This window comes from Erwinia pyri (assembly GCF_030758455.1).
GTDB classification, from domain to species: Bacteria; Pseudomonadota; Gammaproteobacteria; order Enterobacterales; family Enterobacteriaceae; genus Erwinia; species Erwinia pyri.
Map to the genome: position 1 here is coordinate 4,123,842 of NZ_CP132353.1, position 21,963 is coordinate 4,145,804.

Below are 21,963 nucleotides of genomic sequence, written 5' to 3' on the forward strand. Positions count from 1 at the left end.
CCCCATTCAGGAGAAATATATGAACCAGGCAATCAACCCGGAGGGGTGGATCATTGGTAAAACGGCGACCGGCCTTAATCACCTTAACTGGGGTGTGAAAGCGGGAAACCACGTGTCGGTCGCCGGCATGCTGTCTACCGATCCTGTTGACGGCAGCATCGTAGGCGTTGGGGATATTGAAGTACAGACACGCCGTGTGCTCGACAGTATCAAAGTGGTGCTGGAGTCCGCTGGCAGCAGTATGGACCATGTTGTGATGAACCAGATCTTCCTGCGCAATCTTGAGGATTACCATCAATTCAATGAGATCTACGTCAGCTACTTCCCGCAGATCCTCCCCGCACGCTTCTGCGTGAAGCTGGAGATGGTGCGACCGGAGTTCCTGGTTGAAATCGCCGCGACAGCCATTATTCCAGCCTGATCGGAGAGATCATCAGGGAGCTGGCTAACTGTCAGCTCTCTGACCAGCAACAAGAGGGTTATGCTATGCAATACCGTTATCTGGGTCGCAGCGGGTTAAAAGTGTCAGAAATCTGCCTGGGAACCATGATGTTCGGCGGTGCAACTGACGAGACCGCTTCACGCAACATTACTGCTGCAGCAGGTGATGCTGGGGTTAATTTCATCGATACCGCCGACATGTACAACAAAGGCGAATCAGAGCGGGTTGTCGGGCGAGCAATTGCCGCAGAGCGCGACCGCTGGGTACTGGCAACCAAAGTGGGCAACCCGATGGGTGACGCGCCGAATCAGCGCGGGATGTCACGCAAATGGATTAGGGAAGCGGTTCACGGTTCGCTGACGCGGCTGGGCAGCGACTATATCGATATCCTGTATATGCATAAAGCGGATTTCGCTGCGCCGCTGGAAGAGATGGTACTCGCTTTCGCCGATCTCATTCGTGAAGGCAAGATCGGCTATTTTGCGGTGTCGAATTTTAAGGCGTGGCGGCTGGCAGAGACGGTCCGACTGGCTCGTGAAGCGGGCATTACCGGACCCGTGGCGACACAGCCGCTTTATAATCTGGCGAACCGTGAGGCAGAAGTTGAGATCCTGCCTTCTGCGGCTTACTTTGGGGCCGGTACCGTCTGCTACAGCCCGCTGGCGCGCGGCATTCTCACCGGAAAATATCGCCAGGATGTAGCCCCTGACAGTGACAGCCGCGCCGGACGCGCCGATCCGCGCATGATGGAAGCGGAATGGCGGCCAGAATCGTTAAAAGCTGCCAGCGAGCTGGCAGCTTATGCTGAGAGTACCGGACGTAAACCGGCGCATCTGGCGCAAATGTGGGTGATGCGCAACAGCCTTGTCACCAGCACGCTGATTGGACCGCGAACCTTTGAACAGTGGCAGGATGGCATTGCGGCGCTCGACTGTTCCTGGAGTGTGGAAGATGAAGCCTTTTGCGATCGGCTGGTTTCACCAGGCAAAGGCACCAGCCTGGGTCCGGTCGATCCACACCATCCGATTGAAGGCCGCATAACCCGCTGGTAATAAACAACTATTTGCCTGGCCAATACTGGCCATTACTGATACAGGTCCGTTAATGACAGAATCTACCTCCCCTGCCGCAACGAAAATGAACGCTTTAGCAGAAGATGTTGCAAAGATTGCAGAAGCCTATCGTGGCGGGATGCGCCTGCTTCCGGCAGGCGTCTGCCTGATCACCGCCAGCCGTGACAATGAGCCGGGTGGCATGATTGCCACCGCTGTGACCTCTGTCAGCGCAGAGCCGCCTACGCTGCTGGTGTGCATTAACCGTAGCGCCTCCATGTTTGCAATGATTGAGGAAACGGGCCGCTTCTGCGTCAACGTATTGACCACAGACGCGCTGCCGCTGGTTGAAATATTCAGTCGTTCCGACCGCCGGGCCGAGCGTTTTCAGACCGGAGAGTGGAGCACATCAGCCCTGGGTACGCCGGTTTGTGCAGCAGCAATGGTCTCTTTTGAATGCCGTCTGGCAAAGGTTGTAGACTGGCACAGTCACGGCATTTTTCTTGGTGAAGTAACCAGCGTTTTGCACCCCAGCGCCGGTGCCGCACCGTTACTGTATATGGATCGTCAGTTCCATGCGCTCAGTGAGCTGACGGCTGCAAAAAGCTAATTCAACTTAACCAAAAGGAGTCCGGATGCTTTCTGACGACGCAATGAATGACCTGTTTCTTGAAGCACGTTCCCACAATGGCTGGCTGGACAAAGCAGTGACTGACGAGCAGCTTGCTACCCTGTATGCTCTGACGCGAATGGGACCCACTTCCGCCAATTGCAGCCCAGCCCGATTCGTGTTTGTGCGCACGCAGGAGGGCAAAGAGAAGCTCAGGCCAACGCTCTCTTCCGGCAACCTGCAGAAGACCATGAGCGCGCCCGTCACGGTGATTGTGGCGTATGACAAAACCTTTTATGAGCAACTGCCAGCGCTGTTCCCTCATGCTGATGCCAGAAGCTGGTTCACCTCCAGCCCGGCCTTTGCCGAGGAGACAGCCTTGCGTAACAGCTCACTGCAGGCCGCGTATCTGATTATGGCCGCACGTAGTATGGGTCTGGACACCGGGCCGATGTCTGGCTTTGACCGGAACAAGCTGGATGAGGCTTTTTTTCAGGGCACCACGCTGACCACCAATCTGTTGATCAACCTCGGCTATGGCGATGCTGAAAAGCTTTATGGTCGTCTGCCAAGATTGTCGCTGGAACAGGCCTGCTCTTTTGAGTGAGTAAAAGCAAAAGCGTTCTGACGGGGAATAAAAAATGCCGCTTCAGAGCGGCATCATCACAATAATTTCAATCTCCAGCATTAATTCAGGCTCGGCCAGCGCTGAGATCTGAAAAAGCGTACTGGCGGGCAGCTCCAGCCCGGCAAAAAACCGCTCACGTACTGGATGAATTTCCGCCACCAGAGCGAGATCGGTGACGTAAGTTGTGGTTTTGACTATCGCATCCCGGCTCACGCCCAGCCCTGCCAGCAGCCTGTCAATATTATCGTAAACCTGTTCAACCTGCTGTTTCATGTCGCCGATGCCGACAACGTTACCCTGTTCATCCCAGGCTACCTGACCAGTAGGAAAAACAGGTATACCTGGCCTGATTTTGATGTGGTTATAGTAGCTGCGGGCTTTTAACCCTGCGGGATTTATAATGTTCATTGCGCGCCTCGTCATGCTCTGTCCAGCTTGCAGACTAGCATTCTCAGGCAACTGGTGAAACGCGCATTCCGGCTACGCCGCGTTGCCAGTTTAGCAACGCGGCCAGGGCTCGTTAAACGGCCGCCGGGATTTTATCCGCTACCAGCGCCAGCGCCTGCTCTACCGTTTCAATATTAGCGCCAGGCTTGTGCGCATTTTCGCTGAGATGCCGACGCCACTGACGTGCGCCAGGAATGCCCTGGAACAGGCCGAGCATATGGCGGGTGATGTGGCCCAGGTAGGTTCCTTTCGCCAGCTCTGCCTCAATATAGGGATACATGGCGCGAACCACGGCGACAGGATCGGCATCCGGCAGCGTACTGCCAAACAGTTCGCGGTCAACCTGCGCCAGCAGGCCAGGATTTTGGTAAGCCTCGCGCCCCATCATCACGCCATCAACGTGCTGTAAATGCACTTTGGCCTCTTCCAGCGACTTTACGCCGCCGTTAATGGAGATGGTCAGATGTGGGAAATCACGCTTCAGCTGATAGACACGTTGGTAATCCAGCGGCGGGATTTCGCGGTTCTCTTTCGGGCTGAGACCGGAAAGCCAGGCTTTACGCGCATGGATGATAAACGTCTCGCAGCCGCCCTGCTCTGACACCTGGCGAACGAAGTCACACAGGAACTCGTAACTGTCCTGGTCATCGATGCCAATGCGGGTTTTCACCGTCACCGGCAGAGAAACTCTGTCGCGCATCGCTTTGATACCATCCGCCACAAGTGCGGGTTCCCCCATCAGACAGGCACCGAAACGCCCGTTCTGCACGCGGTCTGAAGGGCAGCCCACGTTCAGGTTTATTTCGTTATAGCCGCGCGCCTCTGCCTGGGCGGCGCACTCTGCCAGCGCAGCAGCATCAAAACCGCCAAGCTGCAGGGCCACAGGCTGCTCCAGCTGATTCCAGGCCAGGTAATCGCCTTTGCCATGCACAATGGCGCCGGTGGTCACCATTTCGGTGTAGAGCAGCGAATGCTGCGTCAGCTGGCGCAGGAAATAACGACAGTGGCGATCGGTCCAGTCAAGCATGGGGGCGACGGAAAAACGGTGTGCAGGATAAATTGGGGTCATAAAGCGCGCAAACTCGATGTGATTAACAAATGACGATAATGTGCACAATGATAACATGCCCGACAGCGGCAAGCATTACCCGCCGGGTTACGGTAGGGCCGTGACGCAAAAAGGGCGCATCCGGGATGCGCCCTTTTTGAAGAGAAAAGTCTTCAGAAGGTGAAGTTCAGCTGAGCCACTGCACCCCAGGTATTGTCATCGCCTTTCATCCCGGCCAGATCCAGGTGCACCTTGTTAAACGGTGACAGACCAAAACCGGCGGTATAAACGTTGGTATCGTTAGACTTCATATCCGCACGATAACCGGCACGCAGCTGCAACCAGCTAAGCAGACGATATTCGGCACCCACGCCGGCATACTGACTCTCTTCCTGCGTTTTAAAACGCTTGGTTGGAGTCACATCCACATCCAGCGCGGCGGTGAGGCGTTCGGTATGGAAGGCGACGCCGGGGGTAACGAGAGGGCTAATCTGGTAAGTATCTTTGTAGCCATTCACCTCTTTCGTATCCAGATCGCGGGAGATCAGGTTCTGCGCGCTCAGGCCCAGCGTCCAGTTATCCCCTACATCCGTTGCCACGCCCGCATCAAGGTTGAAGCCGGTATCGTCGTTTTTATAACGGCCCTTCTTGAAGTCTGATTTATCGTAGTTATAAACCGAGGCGCTGTAGTTATAGAGGTAGGTTTTTTGCAGCTTAGGCGTCACGCCTACCGAGACTGGATGTCCGGCAATGGTAAATTCATGCGCAACGGCAATGCCGTAATCATAGACAATCGCGCCGCGGCCTAATCCGGCAGAGGTCAGCTTGTCCTGATCGCCAGGCAACGGGAAAACGGTGCCATCAGCTACACCCTGCAAATAATCGATATCGCTTTGGGTCACATCTGCACTGACATGTGCGGTGCCGTACGCTTTAGTCACAAAGGCAAACGGCAGTACTTCATTAGGAACAGTGACCGCAACAGCCGCTCCTGCCGTGCCCGACGCCTGATTACCTTTGATCCCGCGTAGCTGACTGGCTAAATCTCCCGCTGCTGCCTGAACTCTTGGATAATCGGCAAAGCTGGTGATGCTATCCGCCAGATCCTGATAACGGTCCACGCTATCGGTTAAGTCATCAACCTTATCAATCAGCTTGTTTTTATCCGTGACCTGCAGACCCGCTGCCGGAAGGATAATGCTTACCGTGTCATCCGGCTGCGCTTTGGTCATCAACGCCGGGTTTGCCAGTACGGCGGTGCCGTAAGTGGAAGAGGCAACACCTGTACCGCCCATTGCATCGTTGCGCGCATCGTAATAGTTACCGGCGGCCAGTGCGCTGAGGGGAGCCAAAAATAAAATGGGGAACGCTGCAGGGCGGGAAAAGCTGTTCAACTTACGGATTAATTTTGCCATTTTTACTTGAGACCCATCCAGACCAAGAGGAAAACGCCATGAAAAGCGTGAAATTTTCTGCTGCCTGAATAATGAACATAGAGGCAGCTTTTCATTGCTGTGAAGTAAGTAACAATGGTGGGGCTTTTCGGCTTATTGCCGTTTTATTTATCTGTTAGCAGGCAGATTCATAAGCTGCCCGTAACGTTTTATTTATCTTAAATGCGATATCACCGCCGGTAACAAAGTAACCATTATCAACACAAGCTGCAATTCACATTAATAAAGTTTTATGGAAATTTTATGGCACGATTTCAAAGCGCCGGATCCATTAACGCTCTTTAACAAGTCAGCCTTACGGCAAATTTGAATCAGATCCAGCGTTAGTTCAACGATTTAACCCGGTAAACCCCCGGCAAAAAATGGCAGGTTGCCTGAATTCGGCGTTTCAGGGCGGGCGTGATAACATAACAATCTGATCTGGCCTGAGGGGAATATTATGAGCATAAGCAGTCCTGAAAAAATCCTGTCGCAGGCGGAAACGATCTGCCAGCAGCGCAACGTCAGGCTGACGCCTCAGCGCCTGGAAGTGCTGCGCTTAATGAGCCAGCATCATGGCGCAATCAGTGCTTATGACCTGCTGGATTTGCTGAGAGCATCAGAGCCTCAGGCCAAACCGCCTACGGTCTATCGCGCGCTCGATTTCCTGCTTGAGCAGGGTTTTGTTCACCGCGTGGAATCGACTAACAGCTATGTGGTTTGTCATCATTTCGAACAGCCTTCCCACACCTCGGCGATGTTGATTTGCGATCGCTGTGGTTCTGTAGCGGAACAGCAGGCGGAAGGGGTAGAGAATATCCTGAAATCGTTGGCACTAACCTCTGGATTCGCCCTGGCAAACAGCGTTATTGAAGCTCATGGTTTATGCCGCGATTGCGTGGAGATTGAAGCCTGTACCCATCAGGATGCGTGCCAGCACGATCATACCGTGGCGGCAAAGAAACGTGGGCGTTAAGAAGCGCTGACGCTCTAAAGCGTGGGTAGATCTCACAGGGACAGTGCCGTACAGGGATTTTAAAGCAGGAAGATAACAGAGGGATCTTGAAGTGATTAAGTGGCACATTCCTTGTGCCTGGGTAGGAGCATCGTCCTGAAACGCTAAATTCTTGTCAGAGAATTCTCTGGCTGTCAGAAACGGTGATTGTTATGGGTTTCCCATTCACTGAGTTCTTTCTCAGCCTGATCTTTACCATAACCATAACGTTCCTGAATTTTGCCAACAAGCTGATCGCGTTTACCTTCAACAACGGTCATGTCGTCATCGGTCAGCTTGCCCCATTTTTCTTTAAATTTACCTTTCAACTGTTTCCAGTTACCGCCGGCTTCGTCTTTATTCATCTTGTCTCTCCTCGACCTTAGGTTTACACAGCTTTAGGATTATCATGTCAGCGAAACAGAGAGCAACAACATAAAACGCTGCTCAATCGCCTGACGTACAGATAATTATAGTAGAAGATAAGAATCCTGCACTGTTAAGCAAAATATTCCGCCAGACTCAGAGAAGATCTAAAAGGTGCTTCTTTAAAAAAGCTTGCAGATCAGGGGGTAACGAAGAGGCAGAGGAGAGTAACAAATGATTTCACTGCACGAACCAGCTCCCATTCTGCCAGTGGCGACGCCAGATAAGCCAGAGCGTCAGGCCGCGTAGCAGCAGGAATACCGTCACCGCCAGCCATAGCCCATGGTTGCCCAGCAGCGGGACAGTAAACAGCGTCAGGCCATACCCCGCAGCCGCAATGAACATGCCATTACGCATTTCGCTGGCGCGCGTTGCCCCGATAAACATGCCATCCAGCAGATAGCACCAGACGCCGCAGACGGGCAGTACGATTTGCCAGAACAGATAGCTGTCGGCCTGCTGCTGCAAGGCCGGAATTGAGGTGAGTAAGGCGACTATCTCCGTGCCAGCCAGGCCATAAATCAGGGAAAAAGCGAGTGCCACCAGCCCTGCCTGACGACAGGCGGCGCGCCAGACCGAGAGCAGCTTCTCTGCGTTTTTAGCCCCAAAGGCTTCGCCAGAGCACGCTTCAACGGCATAGGCAAAGCCATCCAGCGCATAGGCGGTAAAGGTCAGGAACATCAGCAGCACCGCATTCACAGCGACCACTTCGCCACCCAGACGCGCGCCCAGAACAGTCAGCGAGGCGAAGCAGAGTTGCAGCAGCAGAGAGCGCAGCATAATGTCGCGATTGAGCCGCAATAGCCGCCCAATATTGCCGCACCAGGCCGTTTTTATCAGCGGCAGCGAAATACCGCGCAGCTTCAGCACGCGCCACACCATCACCAGACCGATAATCATCGTGGCATATTCAGCTATTGCCGTGGCGGCAGCGGCGCCCTGCACGCCCCATTTCAGGCCAATCACGAACCAGAGATCCAGCGCGATATTTACCACGTTCCCCACCACCAGCAGGATCACCGGCGCCCGCGCATACTGAACGCCCAGCAGCCAGCCAAGCAGCACCAGATTCGCCAGCGTGGCAGGGGCGCTCAGCCAGCGAATATTCATAAACAGCGCGGCCTGATGCAGCACTTCTCTGTCGCCGCCGACAAGGGAAAGCGCAAGATGCGTTAGGGGAGATTTCAGCAGAACAAACAGCAGGCCAGCGGCCACTGCAATCAGAAGGGGTTGCATCAGAGCACGGGCCAGCGCGGGTTTATCCCCTGCGCCAAAAGCTTGCGCCGTGAGGCCGGTAGTACTCATGCGTAAAAACAGCAGCAGCATAAAGAGAAAGCTGGTAGCCGTGGTGCCAACGGCTACGCCGCCCAGATAGGCAGGACTGTCCAGATGGCCAATGACCGCCGTATCCACCAGCCCCAGCAGCGGCACGGTGATATTCGACAGGATCATTGGCAGCGCCAGCCGCCAGAGATGTTTATCCGAGGGGGAAATTAATCGCATTATCATCCACTGTGCGACTGGCTAATAAGCACTATCGTCGCACCAGAGCGGCGCCACGATAACAGTGGCGCACCTCTCAGCAGGTGCGCCCGGATCGGACCTTTAGAGCCAGTTACCGTTGCGAATCACGCCCACGGCCAGCCCTTCAATCGACAGCGTCTGCTGACGCAGGTCTACCACGATCGGTTGGAAATCGCTGTTTTCAGGGAGTAAATGCACAATATTACCCTGTTTTTTAAGGCGTTTTACCGTAACCTCATCATCAATGCGCGCCACCACGACCTGGCCGTTACGCACATCCTGCGTTTTATGCACGGCGAGCAGATCACCATCCATAATGCCGATATCTTTCATCGACATTCCGCTGACGCGCAGCAGGAAATCGGCGCCCGGTTTAAACAAACCTGGGTCCACCTTGAAGTGCCCTTCGATATGCTGCTCCGCCAGTAAAGGCTCCCCGGCAGCAACGCGCCCTATCAACGGCAACCCTGTCTCATCTTCCATCATCAGGCGGATACCGCGTGATGCGCCGGAGACGATTTCAATCACGCCTTTACGCGCCAGCGCTTTGAGGTGCTCTTCAGCCGCATTAGGGGAACGGAAGCCGAGCTGCGCAGCAATCTCCGCCCGCGTCGGTGGCATGCCGGTCTGGTTAATGTGGTCGCGTATCAGGTCGTAAACCTGCTGCTGCCTTGCCGTTAGTGCTTTCATCCCGCCCCCTGGTTGTTTATACAGTCGACTGTGAGTATATACAGGTATTTGCGCATTGAAAACCTAAACCTGCTTAAAAAACGACGGTTCGCTAAAATCTGGAAAACATCCCGCAATTAACCCATTAACAGCATTACCCACACAAAAATAGCGAGTAATATCGTCAGCAGCACCGCGGCAGAGCCCATATCCTTCGCGCGGCCCGATAAGGGATGGAATTCGCTGCCAATCCGGTCCACAACAGCTTCCAGCGCGCTATTGAGGATCTCGACGATAATGACCAGCACCACAGACCCTATCAGCAGCACTCGCGTCATGGCATCCACGTCGAGCCAGCAGGCAACAATGGTGGCAATCACGGCAGCAACGGCTTCCTGCCGGAAGGCCGCCTCGTTTTGCCAGGCGGCGCGTATTCCTTTCCACGAGTAGCCGGCGGCTTTTATAATGCGGGTCAGTCCGGTGACGTTATTTGCCATAATGAGGGAACCCTTTGTGATGATTAACGTCAATGTCTGGGTGGCGCACATTTTGCAACACCACAGATCTCACTGGCGCTTTCTGGTATGCTTGCGGCGCTTTGCTAACAAGAGGCTTCATGTTGTCTATGTCAGGTTGGCGTAACTTATATTATAAAGTATTGAATTTACCGGTTAAATTTCTGGTAAAGAGTAAAGCGATTCCTGCCGAGCCGGTCACTGAGCTGTCGCTCGACACATCGCGCCCTATTATGTATGTGCTGCCCTATGATTCAAAGGCCGATCTGCTGGCGCTGCGTGAACAGTGCCGCAAACAGGATCTCCCCGATCCGCTGGATCCGCTTGAAATCGACGGAACGGTACTGCCTCGGCACGTCTTTATCCATGATGGCCCGCGTGTCTTCCCCTACTTCGTGCCAAACGTGGAATCGGTGAAACTGTTCCATGAGTACCTGGATCTCCACCGCAGCAATCCTTTACTGGATGTGCAGATGGTGCCGGTCTCTGTGATGTTTGGCCGGGCGCCTGGCCGCGAAGTGCAGGGTGACGATCAGCCCCATCTGCGCGTGCTGAACGGCGTACAGAAATTCGTTGCCGTGCTGTGGTTAGGCCGCGACAGCTTTGTGCGTTTCTCACCGATGGTGTCGCTTCGCCGCATGGCTACCGAACACGGTACGGATAAAAGCATTGCCCAGAAGCTGGCAAGAGTGGCGAGAATGCACTTTGCCCGCCAGCGTCTGGCTGCAGTGGGTCCCCGTCTGCCCGTCCGCCAGGATCTGTTCAACAAGCTGTTGCAGTCGAAAGCGATTGCAAAAGCGGTAGAGGATGAGGCGCGCAGCAAGAAAATCTCCCACGAGAAAGCCCAGCAGAATGCCATTGAGCTGATGGAAGAGATTGCCGCTGATTTCTCCTATGAAGCGATTCGCCTTACGGACCGCATCATGGGCTGGACATGGAGCCGGCTCTATCAGGGCATTAACGTCAACGGCGGTGAACGCGTGCGCCAGCTGGCTCAGGACGGTCATGAAATCGTCTATGTGCCCTGCCACCGTAGCCATATGGATTACCTGCTGCTCTCTTATGTGCTCTATCACCAGGGGCTGGTGCCGCCGCACATCGCTGCCGGTATCAACCTCAATTTCTGGCCAGCAGGGCCGATTTTCCGTCGTCTGGGCGCCTTCTTTATCCGGCGTACCTTTAAAGGTAACAAGCTCTACTCCACCGTGTTCCGCGAATATCTGGGTGAACTCTTTACCCGTGGCTACTCGGTTGAATACTTTGTAGAGGGCGGCCGCTCACGTACCGGTCGCCTGCTTGACCCGAAAACCGGCACGCTGTCGATGACTATTCAGGCGATGCTGCGCGGCGGTAACCGCCCTATTACGCTGGTGCCGATCTATATCGGTTATGAGCACGTAATGGAGGTGGGGACTTACGCAAAAGAGCTGCGCGGCGCTACCAAAGAGAAAGAGGGCTTTATGTCGATGGTTCGCGGGCTGCGTAAGCTGCGTAATCTCGGCCAGGGCTACGTAAACTTCGGTGAGCCGCTGCCTCTGGTGGCTTATCTCAACAAGCACGTGCCGGAGTGGCGGGAAGCGATCGACCCGATTGAAGCCCAGCGCCCCGCCTGGCTGACGCCAGCGGTCAATGATATTGCTCAGCGCGTGATGGTCAGCATCAACAACGCCGGCGCCGCAAACGCGATGAACCTTTGCGTGACGGCTCTGCTGGCCTCCCGCCAGCGTTCCCTGACGCGCGAGCAGCTCGTTGAGCAGCTCACCTGTTATGTACAGCTGCTGCGCAACGTGCCCTACTCTTCAGACTCAACCGTGCCGGAGATGACGCCGGAAGCGCTGCTTGACCACGCGCTGAGCATGAACAAGTTTGAAATTGAGCAGGATAATATTGGTGAAATCATCGTCCTGCCTCGCGAGCAGGCGGTTCTGATGACCTACTACCGCAACAACGTGCATCACATGCTGGTGATGCCGTCGCTGATAGCGGTGATCCTGATGCATTACCGTGAGCTGACGCGGGCCGAGCTGCTGCGCCAGATTAGCGTGATCTATCCAATGCTCAAAAGCGAGCTGTTCCTGCACTGGAATAAAGAAGATCTGCCGGCGGTGCTGGATCTGCTGGTGAGTGAGATGGCGCGTCAGGGACTGTTGACGGCGGATGACCAGATGCTGCGTCTCAGCCCGGCCCGTTTCCCTACGCTACAGCTGCTGGCTGCGGGTGTGCGAGAGACGCTGCAGCGCTACGCCATTACCTTCTCTATTCTCAGCGCCAATCCGTCGATTAACCGCGGGACGCTGGAAAAAGAGAGCCGGACCATGGCTCAGCGCCTGTCGGTACTGCATGGTATCAATGCGCCTGAATTCTTCGACAAAGCGGTCTTCTCGACGCTGGTGCTGACGCTGCGTGATGAAGGCTATATCAGCGATACCGGCGATGCTCAGGTTGAGCAGACGCATAAGGTCTATCAGATGCTGGCTGATTTAATCACTCAGGAAGTGCGGATGACTATCGAAAGTGCGGGACCGCACGAGTAAATAGTGACGCTGTTAAAAAGGGTCGATGAGCAATCATCGACCCTTTTTTATGGCTTGTCACAGCCAGTTGACCAGCGGAGAGGTGCTTAACGCAATACCGATAAACAGCACTAACCCCACGTAATTGTTGTTCAGAAAGGCTTTGAAGCAGGCATCGCGTTCGCGGGCGGAGATCAGCTTCTGCTGATGGATAAAGAGCGTGCCAGCCAGCAGGATTGACCAGTAAAAAGCGCCGCCAAGCTGCATCATCCAGCCAATCAGCGCCATTAATATCAGCGTCGTCAGCTGCAGAAGGCCCACGATGAGCTTATCAAAGCGACCAAACAGGATCGCTGTCGACTTCACGCCAATCTTTAAGTCATCATCTCTGTCCACCATCGCATAGAGCGTGTCATAAGCTACCGTCCAGCAGATATTAGCGGCAAACAGCAGCCAGCAAACCAGCGGCACGGTTTCGCTTACTGCCGCCCATCCCATTGGAATAGCCCAGCCAAACGCCGCGCCCAGCACCACCTGCGGCAGATGGGTATAGCGCTTCATAAACGGATAGACCCAGGCCAGCGCCAGGCCGCCAAAAGAGAGCCAGATGGTCATGGCATTCATGGTCAGCACCAGACAGAACGAGACCAGCACCAGCCCGGCAAACAGCAGTTTTGCCTCTCTGGAGGTCACCGCGCCGCTGGGTAAAGGACGTGCCTGGGTGCGCTTAACATGCCCGTCAATTTTACGATCGGCAAAATCATTAACCACGCAGCCAGCGGCGCGCATAAAGAATACGCCAAGGGTGAACACGATCAGCACGTTAAGCGGCGGGATCTCTCTGCCTGCCAGCCACAGCGCCCAAAAGGTGGGCCACAGCAGCAGCAACGAGCCAATCGGCTTGTCGATGCGCATCAGGCGGCTGTAGGCCTGAAATTTACTCACAGGAAGCGTTCTCTCCACGTTACGGGTTCCCTTTAGCCAGCAGCGACTGATAGAGCGGCGCCGGCGGTAAAAACAGTTCGGTCAATAATAGCGGCTTGCCGGAGAGACGCAGGCGGGAACGGCGTCCCCACAACTCCTTGTGCTGACCAGGCTCGATAAAATCCCGCGTCAGCGTTGAGGAAGAAAAAAGATAGCGTCCCAGCGGGCGGGTGCCCAACTGTTGCAACATCTGCTCTGGCCCGATCAGGGTTGATTCAGGGACGATTGTCCGTCCAGCGAGCCAGGGCACACCGTCGCCGCACAGCAAAATCTCACGCAGCCAGTAGCGGGGCTCCTGAGGTAAAAATGTTACCTCCTGCGCCGCATCCTCTGCACCAATAAAGCCTTCACGCACAATGTTCACCGTCACTTTTTCACAATGACGTTCAAAACGTTGTGTCATGGAATCTTCTTCCATCAACCAGTCCAGCAGCGGAGCGGTCAGCAAGGGCGAGGAGGCAGGAAGCCACTCAAGGGCGCGCAATTGCGTCAGCGCGTTTTCAGCCATTCGGCTTCTCCGGGCAAAAATTGGGGGCCACAGTGTAACGCAGAGGTTAAGGGAGAACACAGCCTGAGAAGGGAAATTAATGCGATTTTTGGCGGGGACGTTGCGCCCCTGTCGGGGCGCGCCGGAAATTATTCACGCTTCAGGCGATTGCTGTTAGCCAGCCAGAGAGTGATTACCAGAATCAGGATAGCGACAGAGTAGGCGAGCGTATCCAGCGGATTTTTATGATCAACAATGATCAGGCGAATAATGGCCGTGATGCCGATATAGACGAAATAGCGCAGCGGGAAGTGATAGCCCGACTGAAAGTATTTTACGATCAGGGCAATAAATTCGAAGTAGAGGAAATAGATCACTATTCCATCAATCAATAAATAGGAGGAGGTCTGTTCGCCGGTGTTCAGCAATACGTTGGCCAGATGAATAGTCTCCTTGCCTAAAAACACGGCCAGAATGCAGGCCAGTCCTATCAGCCCTATGTTCAGCAGCATCTGTAATAACCAGGCGATACGCGTGGCGGTAATCATGGTAAACCCTCTGAAATCACTGTTATTGATCAGGTTAATCCTGATACGCACAATATGCTTTAGTGTGAGCCAGTTCACAAGTTTTGCTTGCTGACTGCCCCGCTTTCCGGGGTAACCCCCGGGGCTTTGAGGAAAACTTTCACGCTCTGTAACAGATGCTGAGGCAGTGGTTTGTCCCAATAAAAAAGGGCGCACAAAGTGCACCCTTTTCAGACCTTCTGGCCGGGTTAGCGGAAATCGCGGTCCCTGTCGCTGGTCATGTCATACAGCTGGTATTTACGGCCCAGCATCTGGCCGCCATCACGCGTTAACGGCGTCCAGCTTACCTGTGCACGGCCACGCGTTGGCGAAGCAGTAAACAGATCCATTGGAATCGAGATGTAGAAGCCTTTGGTGAAATCCCCTTCGCCATACTCTTCCGCCGAAACGTTAGTTTTGGTGGCGTAAGCGCCCACAATCACACCGCTGTCGAACTGGCGGGAGACATCAATTGTGGCCCCTTTATCCTCGGCCAGATACTGACCCACGCTCGCTTTCACCAGTACCTGGTTATTAAAGAATGAAGGACGCCAGTAGGCCGTCAGATTACCGACTTTTGCCGTGTAGTCGGTAAACTGCATCATATTGTCCCAGTCACGCTGTTTGACGTAGTTGGCATCAATGCCCACTGCCCAGTCAGAGTCCAGCGGACGGTAGAGCACTTCGCCCCCTACGCCACCATACATGGTCTCCAGGTAGCCGCCATAGAGCTGACCGTAGAAGCCGTTGCCCAGGGCGTGCATGTAGTTGGCCTGCAGATTGTTAACGTAGACGTTGTTTTCCACATAGTCGCGAATATGGGTACGAACGCGAGGCAGTGAAGAGTCGTTTGGCGCACCGTTGTAATTGAATTTATCGTAGTTGTTTGCCAGGTTGCCGAACACGCTACCGTCAATCAGCAGGTGCTTCGTCAGCCAGTAATTTGCGTTGGCCATTACGCCGACCTGATAGAGATAGAAGCTCTCCGGGCCGCCAACAGACTGATTCAGAACCGGCGCAATGCTGTAGTTGAAGTCATCAGCATCAATATAGTAGCCCTGCTCGGTATGGCCCGGATCGACCGGCTCCACACGCTTTTGATCCAGCGTCTGCTCTTTGCCCAGCGGATAGCCTTCCAGCTGCTGGCGCAGGCTGGCGACGTTGGTTTCCGTGGTGACCTGCGGCATCCGGTCGCGGATTTCCGTGACCTTCAGCGTGTCGATGTTAGCTGGCAGGTTATTCATCAGGATCACGTTAGCGCGATCCACCCCTTCCTGGGTATTGCGATATTTTGTCTGCCGCCCGGAGGCGTAGAGCGTGTTGCCCTGCACCTGAATATTTGGCGCATCCAGCCCGGCGTTATATTTCAGATCGGTCAGCTGGCTCGCCACGGCGGTCTGCTCAAGGAATTCACCCTGCGGCTGCGGTTGATAAGCGGGTTTTGGCGAGTCAATCGAAGCCGTATGCAGATCGTTGAAGTTGGTGCGCAGCGTGAAGCCAGCCATAAAGGTATTGCCGCGCTCGTAGCTGACATTGACGTCTGCCCACTCCGTAAGGCGATAGATTGCGCCAACGTTAACTTTGCTTTTCTGTTCAAGGCGGCCGGCAAAATCATCCTGATAATCGTTGCCTTCATATTCCGCCTTCAGGCGAAGCGGCTGCCAGGGAGTCTGATACTCCACGCCGCCGAAAATCGCTGCCGGGCCTTTAAACATATCTTTGCCGCTGACAGAACCTGCCGTCCCGTTGGTATCAGAACGGTAACAGTAGCTGCTGTCTGCTTCACAGAACGGGTTTTTCACCGTGCCGCTGTTGCCCAGATAACCAAAGCCGAGACCCAGAGTGAAGTCAAACGGTCCCCAGGCTTTGGTCGCTACCAGATATTCGCTGTCAAACAGGCCAGTACCGCCCAGATCCCGCGCCCCTACGGCCACTTCCGGCAGCCAGTAACCCTCCTGCCAGAGTCGGGCTTTCAAATCGAACGCTTTATCCTTGTAGCTCTGGCTTCCGCTGAAGCTGTCCACGGCGCTGTAGCGGCGGGTTTTCACATCCGTATAGCGAATGGTCGCTTCCAGCCAGGGGAAAAGCTGAACCGATGAAGAGTAGAAGCGATACTGATCGTTATAACGGTAGTTCAGGCTGAATTCGCCATCTTTTGCCATCCGCGCGGTGGGAACCTGCAACAGGCCCACCCCGCCGAAATCGGACTGCGAAGGCCCCACCGGATCGGGAAAGGTTGCCGCCTGAGCCTGACAGGCGCAGGCGACAGAAATAGCTAACAGGCTGAGAAGATAAGATTTTTTCATCAGTCAGGGATCCGATGCGTCAAAACAGAAACAATCTGCTGGTTAAGGTCTTCATCGTCGCCAGGCAGCGTCCATGAGGAAAAGCCAACGTAAATAGTGCTGCCAGCTTCAGGCTCAACGTGGCGGCGGTTCCAGTAAGCGACAGGCACTTCACTGGCCTCACCGTTGGGGGCAATCAGCACCGCAACGTTCCGCTCTGCGCCCGACAGGTTGTCGTGATCCTGCAGGTAATCCACCACGCTCCGGCCAGGCAGCCAGGAGGTTTTACCACTTCCGGTGATAGCGCCTGCCAGGGTGATAGTGGTGGGCTTTTGCAGCGTATAGACGCTGTAATCCCCTGCCAGCGTCCGGTTGGCAGCGGGACGTACGCGAACCCAATCGGGATCAAGATTGGTGAATTGCCGCCCTGTGACTTTCACCGCGGCCACCTGTTGCAGCACGTTATCCACCACGGCCGCAAGAGTGGCATCGCCGTCCGCATGCAGGGCATTACTCCAGGCTTTCAGGCGCGCCATAACTTGCTGCTGCTGCTGAACCGCAGCGGCGGTCGCCAGTTTTTCTGCAATCACCGTACCGGGCCACCAGGTTTTTCCTGCCAGCGCGGGGCTACTGACTAACTGGGCCAGATTCTGTGCATGAGTAACCGTCGCCGTCTGCGTCTGCCCCGGGGAGTAAACCGTTACCTGACTTTCCGCACGCACGCTCAGCGAGACGCAGGCAGCGATCCCTGCGAGAAGAAGAGTTATTTTTTTCATGATTTCGCAGGCTTCAGGATAGTGGTTTCAAGAGGGAAATAGTCACCGCCCAGCGTCTGCTGTGACTGGCGAACCTCTCCGGTGGTGGTATCAATCCAGAAGGTGTTGCGCCAGGATTTGCCCTCTGAGGGCAGCTCAACCTCCTCCTGCCAGACGCGACACGCAACGTTATTGCCTGCCAGCAGCAGAACCTGATCTTTCAGACGCGTAAAGTGGGAGGTAGCGGTTGCTGCCCGGAATTTACCTGCTTCAGTCCAGCTCAGGGTACGTGTCCAGCCTGCCCCTTCCGTCAGTTCGAGTGGATTTGACAGCGGATCCTGGCTCAGATTGGTGACATCACCGAGGTTGTCAGCCAGTCCCAGCGTTTTCACCACGCGCCCATGCTGGGTGACCACCACTGATTGATCGCGGGTGATCCATTTTTGCTGGCCGTTTTCATCGAAGCCCAGCACCACAAAAATACGCTGCCCGTTATTCACGCGCAGGTACATGCTGGCATAAGGCAGATTTTCAACTTGTTGATCGGTAACCTGAACGTCATCCGGCCCGAGCAGGGCGAGTTTTACCGTCTCTCCAAGCCCTTTTTGTGTTTGTGTACAGGCCTGGAGAAGCAGGCAGCAAAGCAGCAGTGATAGGTAGCGCACCGGTGTGTGTCCCTGAGCAAAGTCTGACAATGTCAAAAAATAACCACACAAACGTGTGGTTATGATTAATTTACCGCACTTAACGCGTGGTGCTGGTGGTGGTAGTTGTAGTGGTGCCGGTATTAGAACCGTTGCCACCACTGGATGCTGCCAGAGCAACACCAACCAGTGCGCCAAGCGCACCCACACCTACTGCCGTGGTGGTTCCGGCGGAGAGTGTCCCCGCAGTAGCACCGGCGGCAGCGCCAGCTTCTTCAGGCGCAGCAAAAGCGGCTGAAGCACTGGCTAAGTACACTATGGCTGCAGCAGCACATAAGACTTTTTTCATAACATTTCCCTTCATTAAATGAATGGATACCTCACCTGAAGGTTTTCAGGCGGCTCCAGTATAAGGCAATCAATGGCCAGAATTGAGGGGGATCCTCACCGTCGCAGAGGCCCTTTTCTTTGTCTAAAATAAGCACGCTTTGCCCACTCAGGGCAACATTTGACTAAATAATTCAATATATTAGTGTTTATAACTATGTCAGGGCCACTTATTAGTATCATTCGCTAATAATGTCCTTTAGGAAGGCGAAATCACCGGAGGTGGCGCTGAAAGCGAGTTATTGCAGTAAAGGTTTTATATTTCAGAATATTAGCAAGGGATCGGCAGCAGAACCGGGTTAAATCGCCGTTTATTCTTTCAGATTTATCCTTAAGAAAATCAAAGCAAAAGGGTGATATTTAAGATTATCCTTACCTGGCAGCCTGTGACTTTATCTATTTTTGGGGGCGATAAAGCGCTTTCACCTGCTTTAGCGACTGTCTCACGTAACGGCTATCGGGGGATGAAGAGAATCAGAGGTAATGTCAACCAGGTCCATAAACAGATAAAGTCGGATCTGACAGCGGAAAGTCGGGTGCTGGTTAGTGCCTTAAGGGAACTGAAAATTCTAAAAGCACGCCAGACATAATCATTGCCTGCCCCCCGGGATTAACTGACTACTGCCTTTCCTGAACCGACATTTGCTCAAGATCGGTAATCAGGTCCGGCCCCACCGGTTTCCATGCCAGACGCTCCCGGGTCAATGCACTTGATGCAGACATCTCCTGAACAACAAAATGACTCATCCAGCCAAAATGAGCGGAGGCATCTGAGGAGGCAATAGGCACAACGGGTACATTGAGAATAAGCCCAATCGTTTCGGCAATCTTTCGCATGGAAATACCTTCTTCTGCTACAGCATGGTATCGGCTACCGGGGCTATTTTTTTCCAGGGCCAGAATATAGAGCAGCGCAACATCACCAAGATGTACCGCCGCCCAGCGATTTTTCCCTTCATCAACGTACGCTGAGATCCCCTTCTGTCGGGCAATTTCAATCAGGGAGGTGATTAAGCCCTGCTTGCAGGGGTTATGAACCTGCGAAAGTCGGATCACAGAAACATTGACGCCTTTATCTGAGACTTCGACTCCTGCCAGTTCCGATGCCTTACGCGGATTCTGATGTTCAGGATTAAAATGGTCCTCATCAGCCAGGGCGCTTTGCCCCGCTGACCCCATCCCCACGCCAGAAGTAATAATCAACGGCCGCTGCGTGCCTTCCAGTGCTTTACCCATTGCCAGAATAGCCAGCCGATCCTTTTCACAATTCGTTATGAAGGTAGAAAAATCGTGATTGAATGCGGTATGAATAACGCCATCACTCAACATTGCGCCCCGCCGCAGGCTGTCAACGTCCTCAATATCGCCAAAATGTGCCTCAGCACCTGCAGCCTTTAAAATATCAGCCCCTTGCTGGCTTCTTGTAAGCCCGACAACCTGATACCCAGCCGCGATAAGTTGACTTACTAAAGCAGTGCCGATAAAACCGGTCGCGCCGGTGAGGAAGATACGCATTGTGAGTTCACCTTAGTGTGATTAATAACGTGCTTTTGCACCCCGCTACGCAACTCTAAGTCTTTCATGTAATACGATCTATGGTGTATGGTCGCTGTTTTATGTCCGATCGTCCGGAGTAAAGATGGATCCGCTTTCACAGTTGTTATCACTGCTTAAGCCTGAGAGCTATGTTTCGGGCGGCGTTGTCCTTAATGATGGGCTGGCAGTGCAGTGGCCGCAGCATGACGGTATCAAATGTTATGCCGTGGTATCCGGGCAGTGCTGGCTATCGGTCGAAGGCGTTGCAGATTTGATACGTCTTACTGCAGGAGATTGTTACCTGTTGCCGCCAGGCCCACCTTTCAGACTCACAACGGATTTATCGGCGAAGCCTGTAGATTTTCAGGCTGTGCGTACCACAATGACCTCAGATACAGCCTTTAAGGCGGATGAAGAGCAGAGCTGTTTCCTGGTAGGCGGCCACTTTCTGCTTGCTGGCCGCCCTGCCCAAATGCTTTTGGGTTCACTGCCGCCCATTGTTCATATTCGCAAAGAGTCAGACAGCACGGCAATGCGTTGGGCGCTTGAGCGCATGGTTCAGGAGGTAAGAACTCCTCAGCCCGGCAGCGGGCTAATCGTGCAGCAACTGGCTTTTATGCTGTTAATTCAGGCATTGCGGTTGCACGCAGATGAGAGCTCCAGCACTAACGTTGGCTGGCTGTTTGCCTTGAGGGATAAGCATCTGAGTATTGCCCTGGCATGCATGCATGATAAGCCCGGGCATAGCTGGACCTTAGAAAAGCTTGCTCTGGCGGTGGGAATGTCGCGTTCAGTATTTGCAAAACGTTTCAGGGAAACGGTAGGAACTGCGCCGATAGAATATCTGACGCAATGGAGAATGCTGCTGGCGTGCGACCGACTACAACATTCAGGCGATTCTATCCTGACTATCTCAACCTCATTAGGGTATGAGTCGGAGAGCGCTTTCAGAAAAGCATTTAAACGCGTTATCGGCTCTTCTCCGGGTCAACTCTCTTTACGCAAACAGCGGTAACTCCCTGTTTATGTGCGCTGTTCCGCCAGAAAATCGATAAATGCGCGCAGCGGCGCAGAGGTAAACCGGCTGGAAAAATAGAGCCATGGCCCTTCAAACGTGCTCCACCACTCTGGCAGCACGGGGTGAAGATCGCCGCTCTGAAAACCGGGCTGCAGCCAGTTCTCAAACGTCGCAATAATCCCCTGCCCCGTGCGGGCAAGATCGATGGCAGCGGAAACGCCATTAACGCCGACGATCAGACGCCCCGGCGGATCAACAATCAGGGTCTCTCCATCTCGCTCAAACTCCCAGCTGACCAGCGCGCCGCTGGAAAATTTCAGGCGTATGCAGTCGTGATCGAGTAAATCGCGGGGAGTCAGAGGATATCCCCGTTTTTCCAGATAAGAAGGCGCGGCCGCTAAGGCCAGCCGTTGTCTCCTGGGGCCAACAGGCACAGCTATGGTGTCTTTTGCCAGGTGCTCGCCATAGCGGATCCCTGCATCACAACCCGCGGCTATCGCATCTACCAGCCGATCCTCGACCACGATTTCCACTCTCACCTGCGGATGACGTGTAAGAAACCGGTCAAGCAAAGGGGGAAGAATATCGGTCATTACCGCGCCGGTGACGTTCAGCTTAAGCACGCCCCGTACATGTTGCTGAGAGCTTGCAACATCGTTGAGCGCGGCTCTCATTTCAGCGAGCAGCGGGGAGATACGGGACGCCAGCGCCCGGCCAGCTTCTGTTGGCATGACGCTACGGGTGGTGCGGATCAGCAGCGGCGCGCCCAGACTAAGCTCCAGTACGGAAATCCTTTCGCTGACGGTTGACGGAGAGAGGCCAAGCCGCCGGGCGGCAGCTCTGAAGTTATTCTCTTCAAACACGGCGAGAAAAATCGACAAATCATTCATGTCAGGCGGCAGGCTATTGTTCGGCATAGCGATCAGCGTATTCGTATCAGCTTATATTATCAAACACTCTTGTTCAGTTTATAAGTAGATCTCTGCCAGCGGTAAGGCAT

Annotated in this window: 23 protein-coding genes; 7 read left to right on the forward strand and 16 right to left on the reverse strand. The window is 54.2% G+C overall.

All coding sequences use genetic code 11. The features are described 5' to 3' along the window. Positions 1–19: 19 nt before the first annotated feature. From Q3V30_RS19550 to Q3V30_RS19565, 4 genes are all read left to right on the forward strand, one after another. Positions 20–421: a RidA family protein gene (locus Q3V30_RS19550; protein WP_306208651.1), complete on the forward strand. Its 402-nt coding sequence runs from the start codon at positions 20–22 to the stop codon at positions 419–421. A gap of 65 nt (positions 422–486) precedes the next feature. After that, a complete protein-coding gene (locus Q3V30_RS19555) occupies positions 487–1,494 on the forward strand; it encodes an aldo/keto reductase (RefSeq protein ID WP_306208653.1) in 1,008 nt (335 codons plus the stop codon). Positions 1,495–1,546: 52 nt separating this feature from the next. Continuing rightward, a complete protein-coding gene (locus tag Q3V30_RS19560; protein ID WP_306208655.1) occupies positions 1,547–2,104 on the forward strand; it encodes a flavin reductase family protein in 558 nt (185 codons plus the stop codon). 25 nt (positions 2,105–2,129) lie between these two features. After that, positions 2,130–2,711 (forward strand): malonic semialdehyde reductase, encoded by a 582-nt coding sequence (locus tag Q3V30_RS19565; RefSeq protein WP_306208657.1) that lies wholly within the window; start codon positions 2,130–2,132, stop codon positions 2,709–2,711. Positions 2,712–2,753: 42 nt separating this feature from the next. On the opposite strand, the gene Q3V30_RS19570 is transcribed toward Q3V30_RS19565, so the two are convergent. The 3 genes from Q3V30_RS19570 to Q3V30_RS19580 form a co-directional block, all read right to left on the reverse strand. After that, the gene (locus tag Q3V30_RS19570; protein WP_306208659.1) at positions 2,754–3,140 is read right to left on the reverse strand and encodes a RidA family protein; all 387 of its coding nucleotides are present in this window, start codon (positions 3,138–3,140) and stop codon (positions 2,754–2,756) included. Between the two features lie 112 nt (positions 3,141–3,252). After that, positions 3,253–4,248, reverse strand: a complete 996-nt coding sequence (gene dusA / locus Q3V30_RS19575; RefSeq protein WP_306208661.1) for a tRNA dihydrouridine(20/20a) synthase DusA — start codon at positions 4,246–4,248, stop codon at positions 3,253–3,255. Positions 4,249–4,400: 152 nt separating this feature from the next. Beyond that, on the reverse strand, positions 4,401–5,642 hold the full coding sequence (locus Q3V30_RS19580; RefSeq protein WP_306208663.1) for a conjugal transfer protein TraF: 1,242 nt from the start codon (positions 5,640–5,642) through the stop codon (positions 4,401–4,403). A gap of 478 nt (positions 5,643–6,120) precedes the next feature. Here Q3V30_RS19580 and zur point away from each other — a divergent pair, with 478 nt between their 5' ends. Continuing rightward, a complete protein-coding gene (gene zur / locus Q3V30_RS19585; protein WP_306208665.1) occupies positions 6,121–6,636 on the forward strand; it encodes a zinc uptake transcriptional repressor Zur in 516 nt (171 codons plus the stop codon). A gap of 173 nt (positions 6,637–6,809) precedes the next feature. Here the strand turns inward: zur and Q3V30_RS19590 are convergent, their stop codons facing one another. The 4 genes from Q3V30_RS19590 to Q3V30_RS19605 all read right to left on the reverse strand — a co-directional run bounded on the left by Q3V30_RS19590 (position 6,810) and on the right by Q3V30_RS19605 (position 9,770). Next, positions 6,810–7,019, reverse strand: coding sequence for a CsbD family protein (locus Q3V30_RS19590; protein ID WP_306208667.1), 210 nt, complete (start codon positions 7,017–7,019; stop codon positions 6,810–6,812). A 241-nt stretch (positions 7,020–7,260) separates the two neighbouring features. Further along, a complete protein-coding gene (gene dinF, locus Q3V30_RS19595) occupies positions 7,261–8,583 on the reverse strand; it encodes an MATE family efflux transporter DinF (RefSeq protein ID WP_306208669.1) in 1,323 nt (440 codons plus the stop codon). A gap of 102 nt (positions 8,584–8,685) precedes the next feature. Continuing rightward, positions 8,686–9,294, reverse strand: coding sequence for a transcriptional repressor LexA (gene lexA, locus Q3V30_RS19600; RefSeq protein ID WP_306208672.1), 609 nt, complete (start codon positions 9,292–9,294; stop codon positions 8,686–8,688). Positions 9,295–9,410: 116 nt separating this feature from the next. Beyond that, positions 9,411–9,770, reverse strand: a complete 360-nt coding sequence (locus Q3V30_RS19605) for a diacylglycerol kinase (RefSeq protein WP_306208674.1) — start codon at positions 9,768–9,770, stop codon at positions 9,411–9,413. A gap of 128 nt (positions 9,771–9,898) precedes the next feature. Here Q3V30_RS19605 and plsB point away from each other — a divergent pair, with 128 nt between their 5' ends. Continuing rightward, positions 9,899–12,322, forward strand: a complete 2,424-nt coding sequence (gene plsB / locus Q3V30_RS19610) for a glycerol-3-phosphate 1-O-acyltransferase PlsB (protein WP_306213258.1) — start codon at positions 9,899–9,901, stop codon at positions 12,320–12,322. A gap of 57 nt (positions 12,323–12,379) precedes the next feature. Here plsB and ubiA read toward each other — a convergent pair whose 3' ends face one another. The 8 genes from ubiA to Q3V30_RS19650 all read right to left on the reverse strand — a co-directional run bounded on the left by ubiA (position 12,380) and on the right by Q3V30_RS19650 (position 19,924). Further along, a complete protein-coding gene (gene ubiA, locus Q3V30_RS19615) occupies positions 12,380–13,246 on the reverse strand; it encodes a 4-hydroxybenzoate octaprenyltransferase (protein ID WP_428979219.1) in 867 nt (288 codons plus the stop codon). Between the two features lie 19 nt (positions 13,247–13,265). After that, positions 13,266–13,793, reverse strand: a complete 528-nt coding sequence (gene ubiC / locus Q3V30_RS19620; RefSeq protein ID WP_306208678.1) for a chorismate lyase — start codon at positions 13,791–13,793, stop codon at positions 13,266–13,268. 128 nt (positions 13,794–13,921) lie between these two features. Continuing rightward, complete coding sequence (gene psiE / locus Q3V30_RS19625) at positions 13,922–14,320, reverse strand: phosphate-starvation-inducible protein PsiE (protein ID WP_306213259.1); 399 nt, start codon at positions 14,318–14,320, stop codon at positions 13,922–13,924. A 227-nt stretch (positions 14,321–14,547) separates the two neighbouring features. Beyond that, on the reverse strand, positions 14,548–16,644 hold the full coding sequence (locus tag Q3V30_RS19630) for a YjbH domain-containing protein (protein ID WP_306208680.1): 2,097 nt from the start codon (positions 16,642–16,644) through the stop codon (positions 14,548–14,550). Continuing rightward, a complete protein-coding gene (locus Q3V30_RS19635) occupies positions 16,644–17,399 on the reverse strand; it encodes a capsule biosynthesis GfcC D2 domain-containing protein (RefSeq protein WP_306208682.1) in 756 nt (251 codons plus the stop codon). The genes Q3V30_RS19630 and Q3V30_RS19635 overlap by 1 nt, the downstream gene beginning before the upstream one ends. Continuing rightward, complete coding sequence (locus Q3V30_RS19640) at positions 17,396–18,043, reverse strand: YjbF family lipoprotein (protein WP_306208684.1); 648 nt, start codon at positions 18,041–18,043, stop codon at positions 17,396–17,398. Before Q3V30_RS19640 ends, Q3V30_RS19635 begins: the two co-directional genes overlap by 4 nt. 79 nt (positions 18,044–18,122) lie before the next feature. Beyond that, complete coding sequence (gene yjbE / locus Q3V30_RS19645; RefSeq protein ID WP_306208686.1) at positions 18,123–18,371, reverse strand: exopolysaccharide production protein YjbE; 249 nt, start codon at positions 18,369–18,371, stop codon at positions 18,123–18,125. A gap of 656 nt (positions 18,372–19,027) precedes the next feature. Beyond that, positions 19,028–19,924, reverse strand: a complete 897-nt coding sequence (locus Q3V30_RS19650) for an SDR family oxidoreductase (protein WP_306208688.1) — start codon at positions 19,922–19,924, stop codon at positions 19,028–19,030. Positions 19,925–20,048: 124 nt separating this feature from the next. Between Q3V30_RS19650 and Q3V30_RS19655 the strand changes: the two genes are divergently transcribed. Then, positions 20,049–20,960, forward strand: a complete 912-nt coding sequence (locus tag Q3V30_RS19655) for an AraC family transcriptional regulator (protein ID WP_306208690.1) — start codon at positions 20,049–20,051, stop codon at positions 20,958–20,960. A gap of 8 nt (positions 20,961–20,968) precedes the next feature. On the opposite strand, the gene Q3V30_RS19660 is transcribed toward Q3V30_RS19655, so the two are convergent. After that, positions 20,969–21,880 carry a LysR family transcriptional regulator gene (locus tag Q3V30_RS19660; RefSeq protein WP_306208692.1) on the reverse strand — a complete coding sequence of 304 codons (912 nt, stop codon included), beginning with the start codon at positions 21,878–21,880 and terminating at the stop codon, positions 20,969–20,971. Positions 21,881–21,963: the final 83 nt, after the last annotated feature.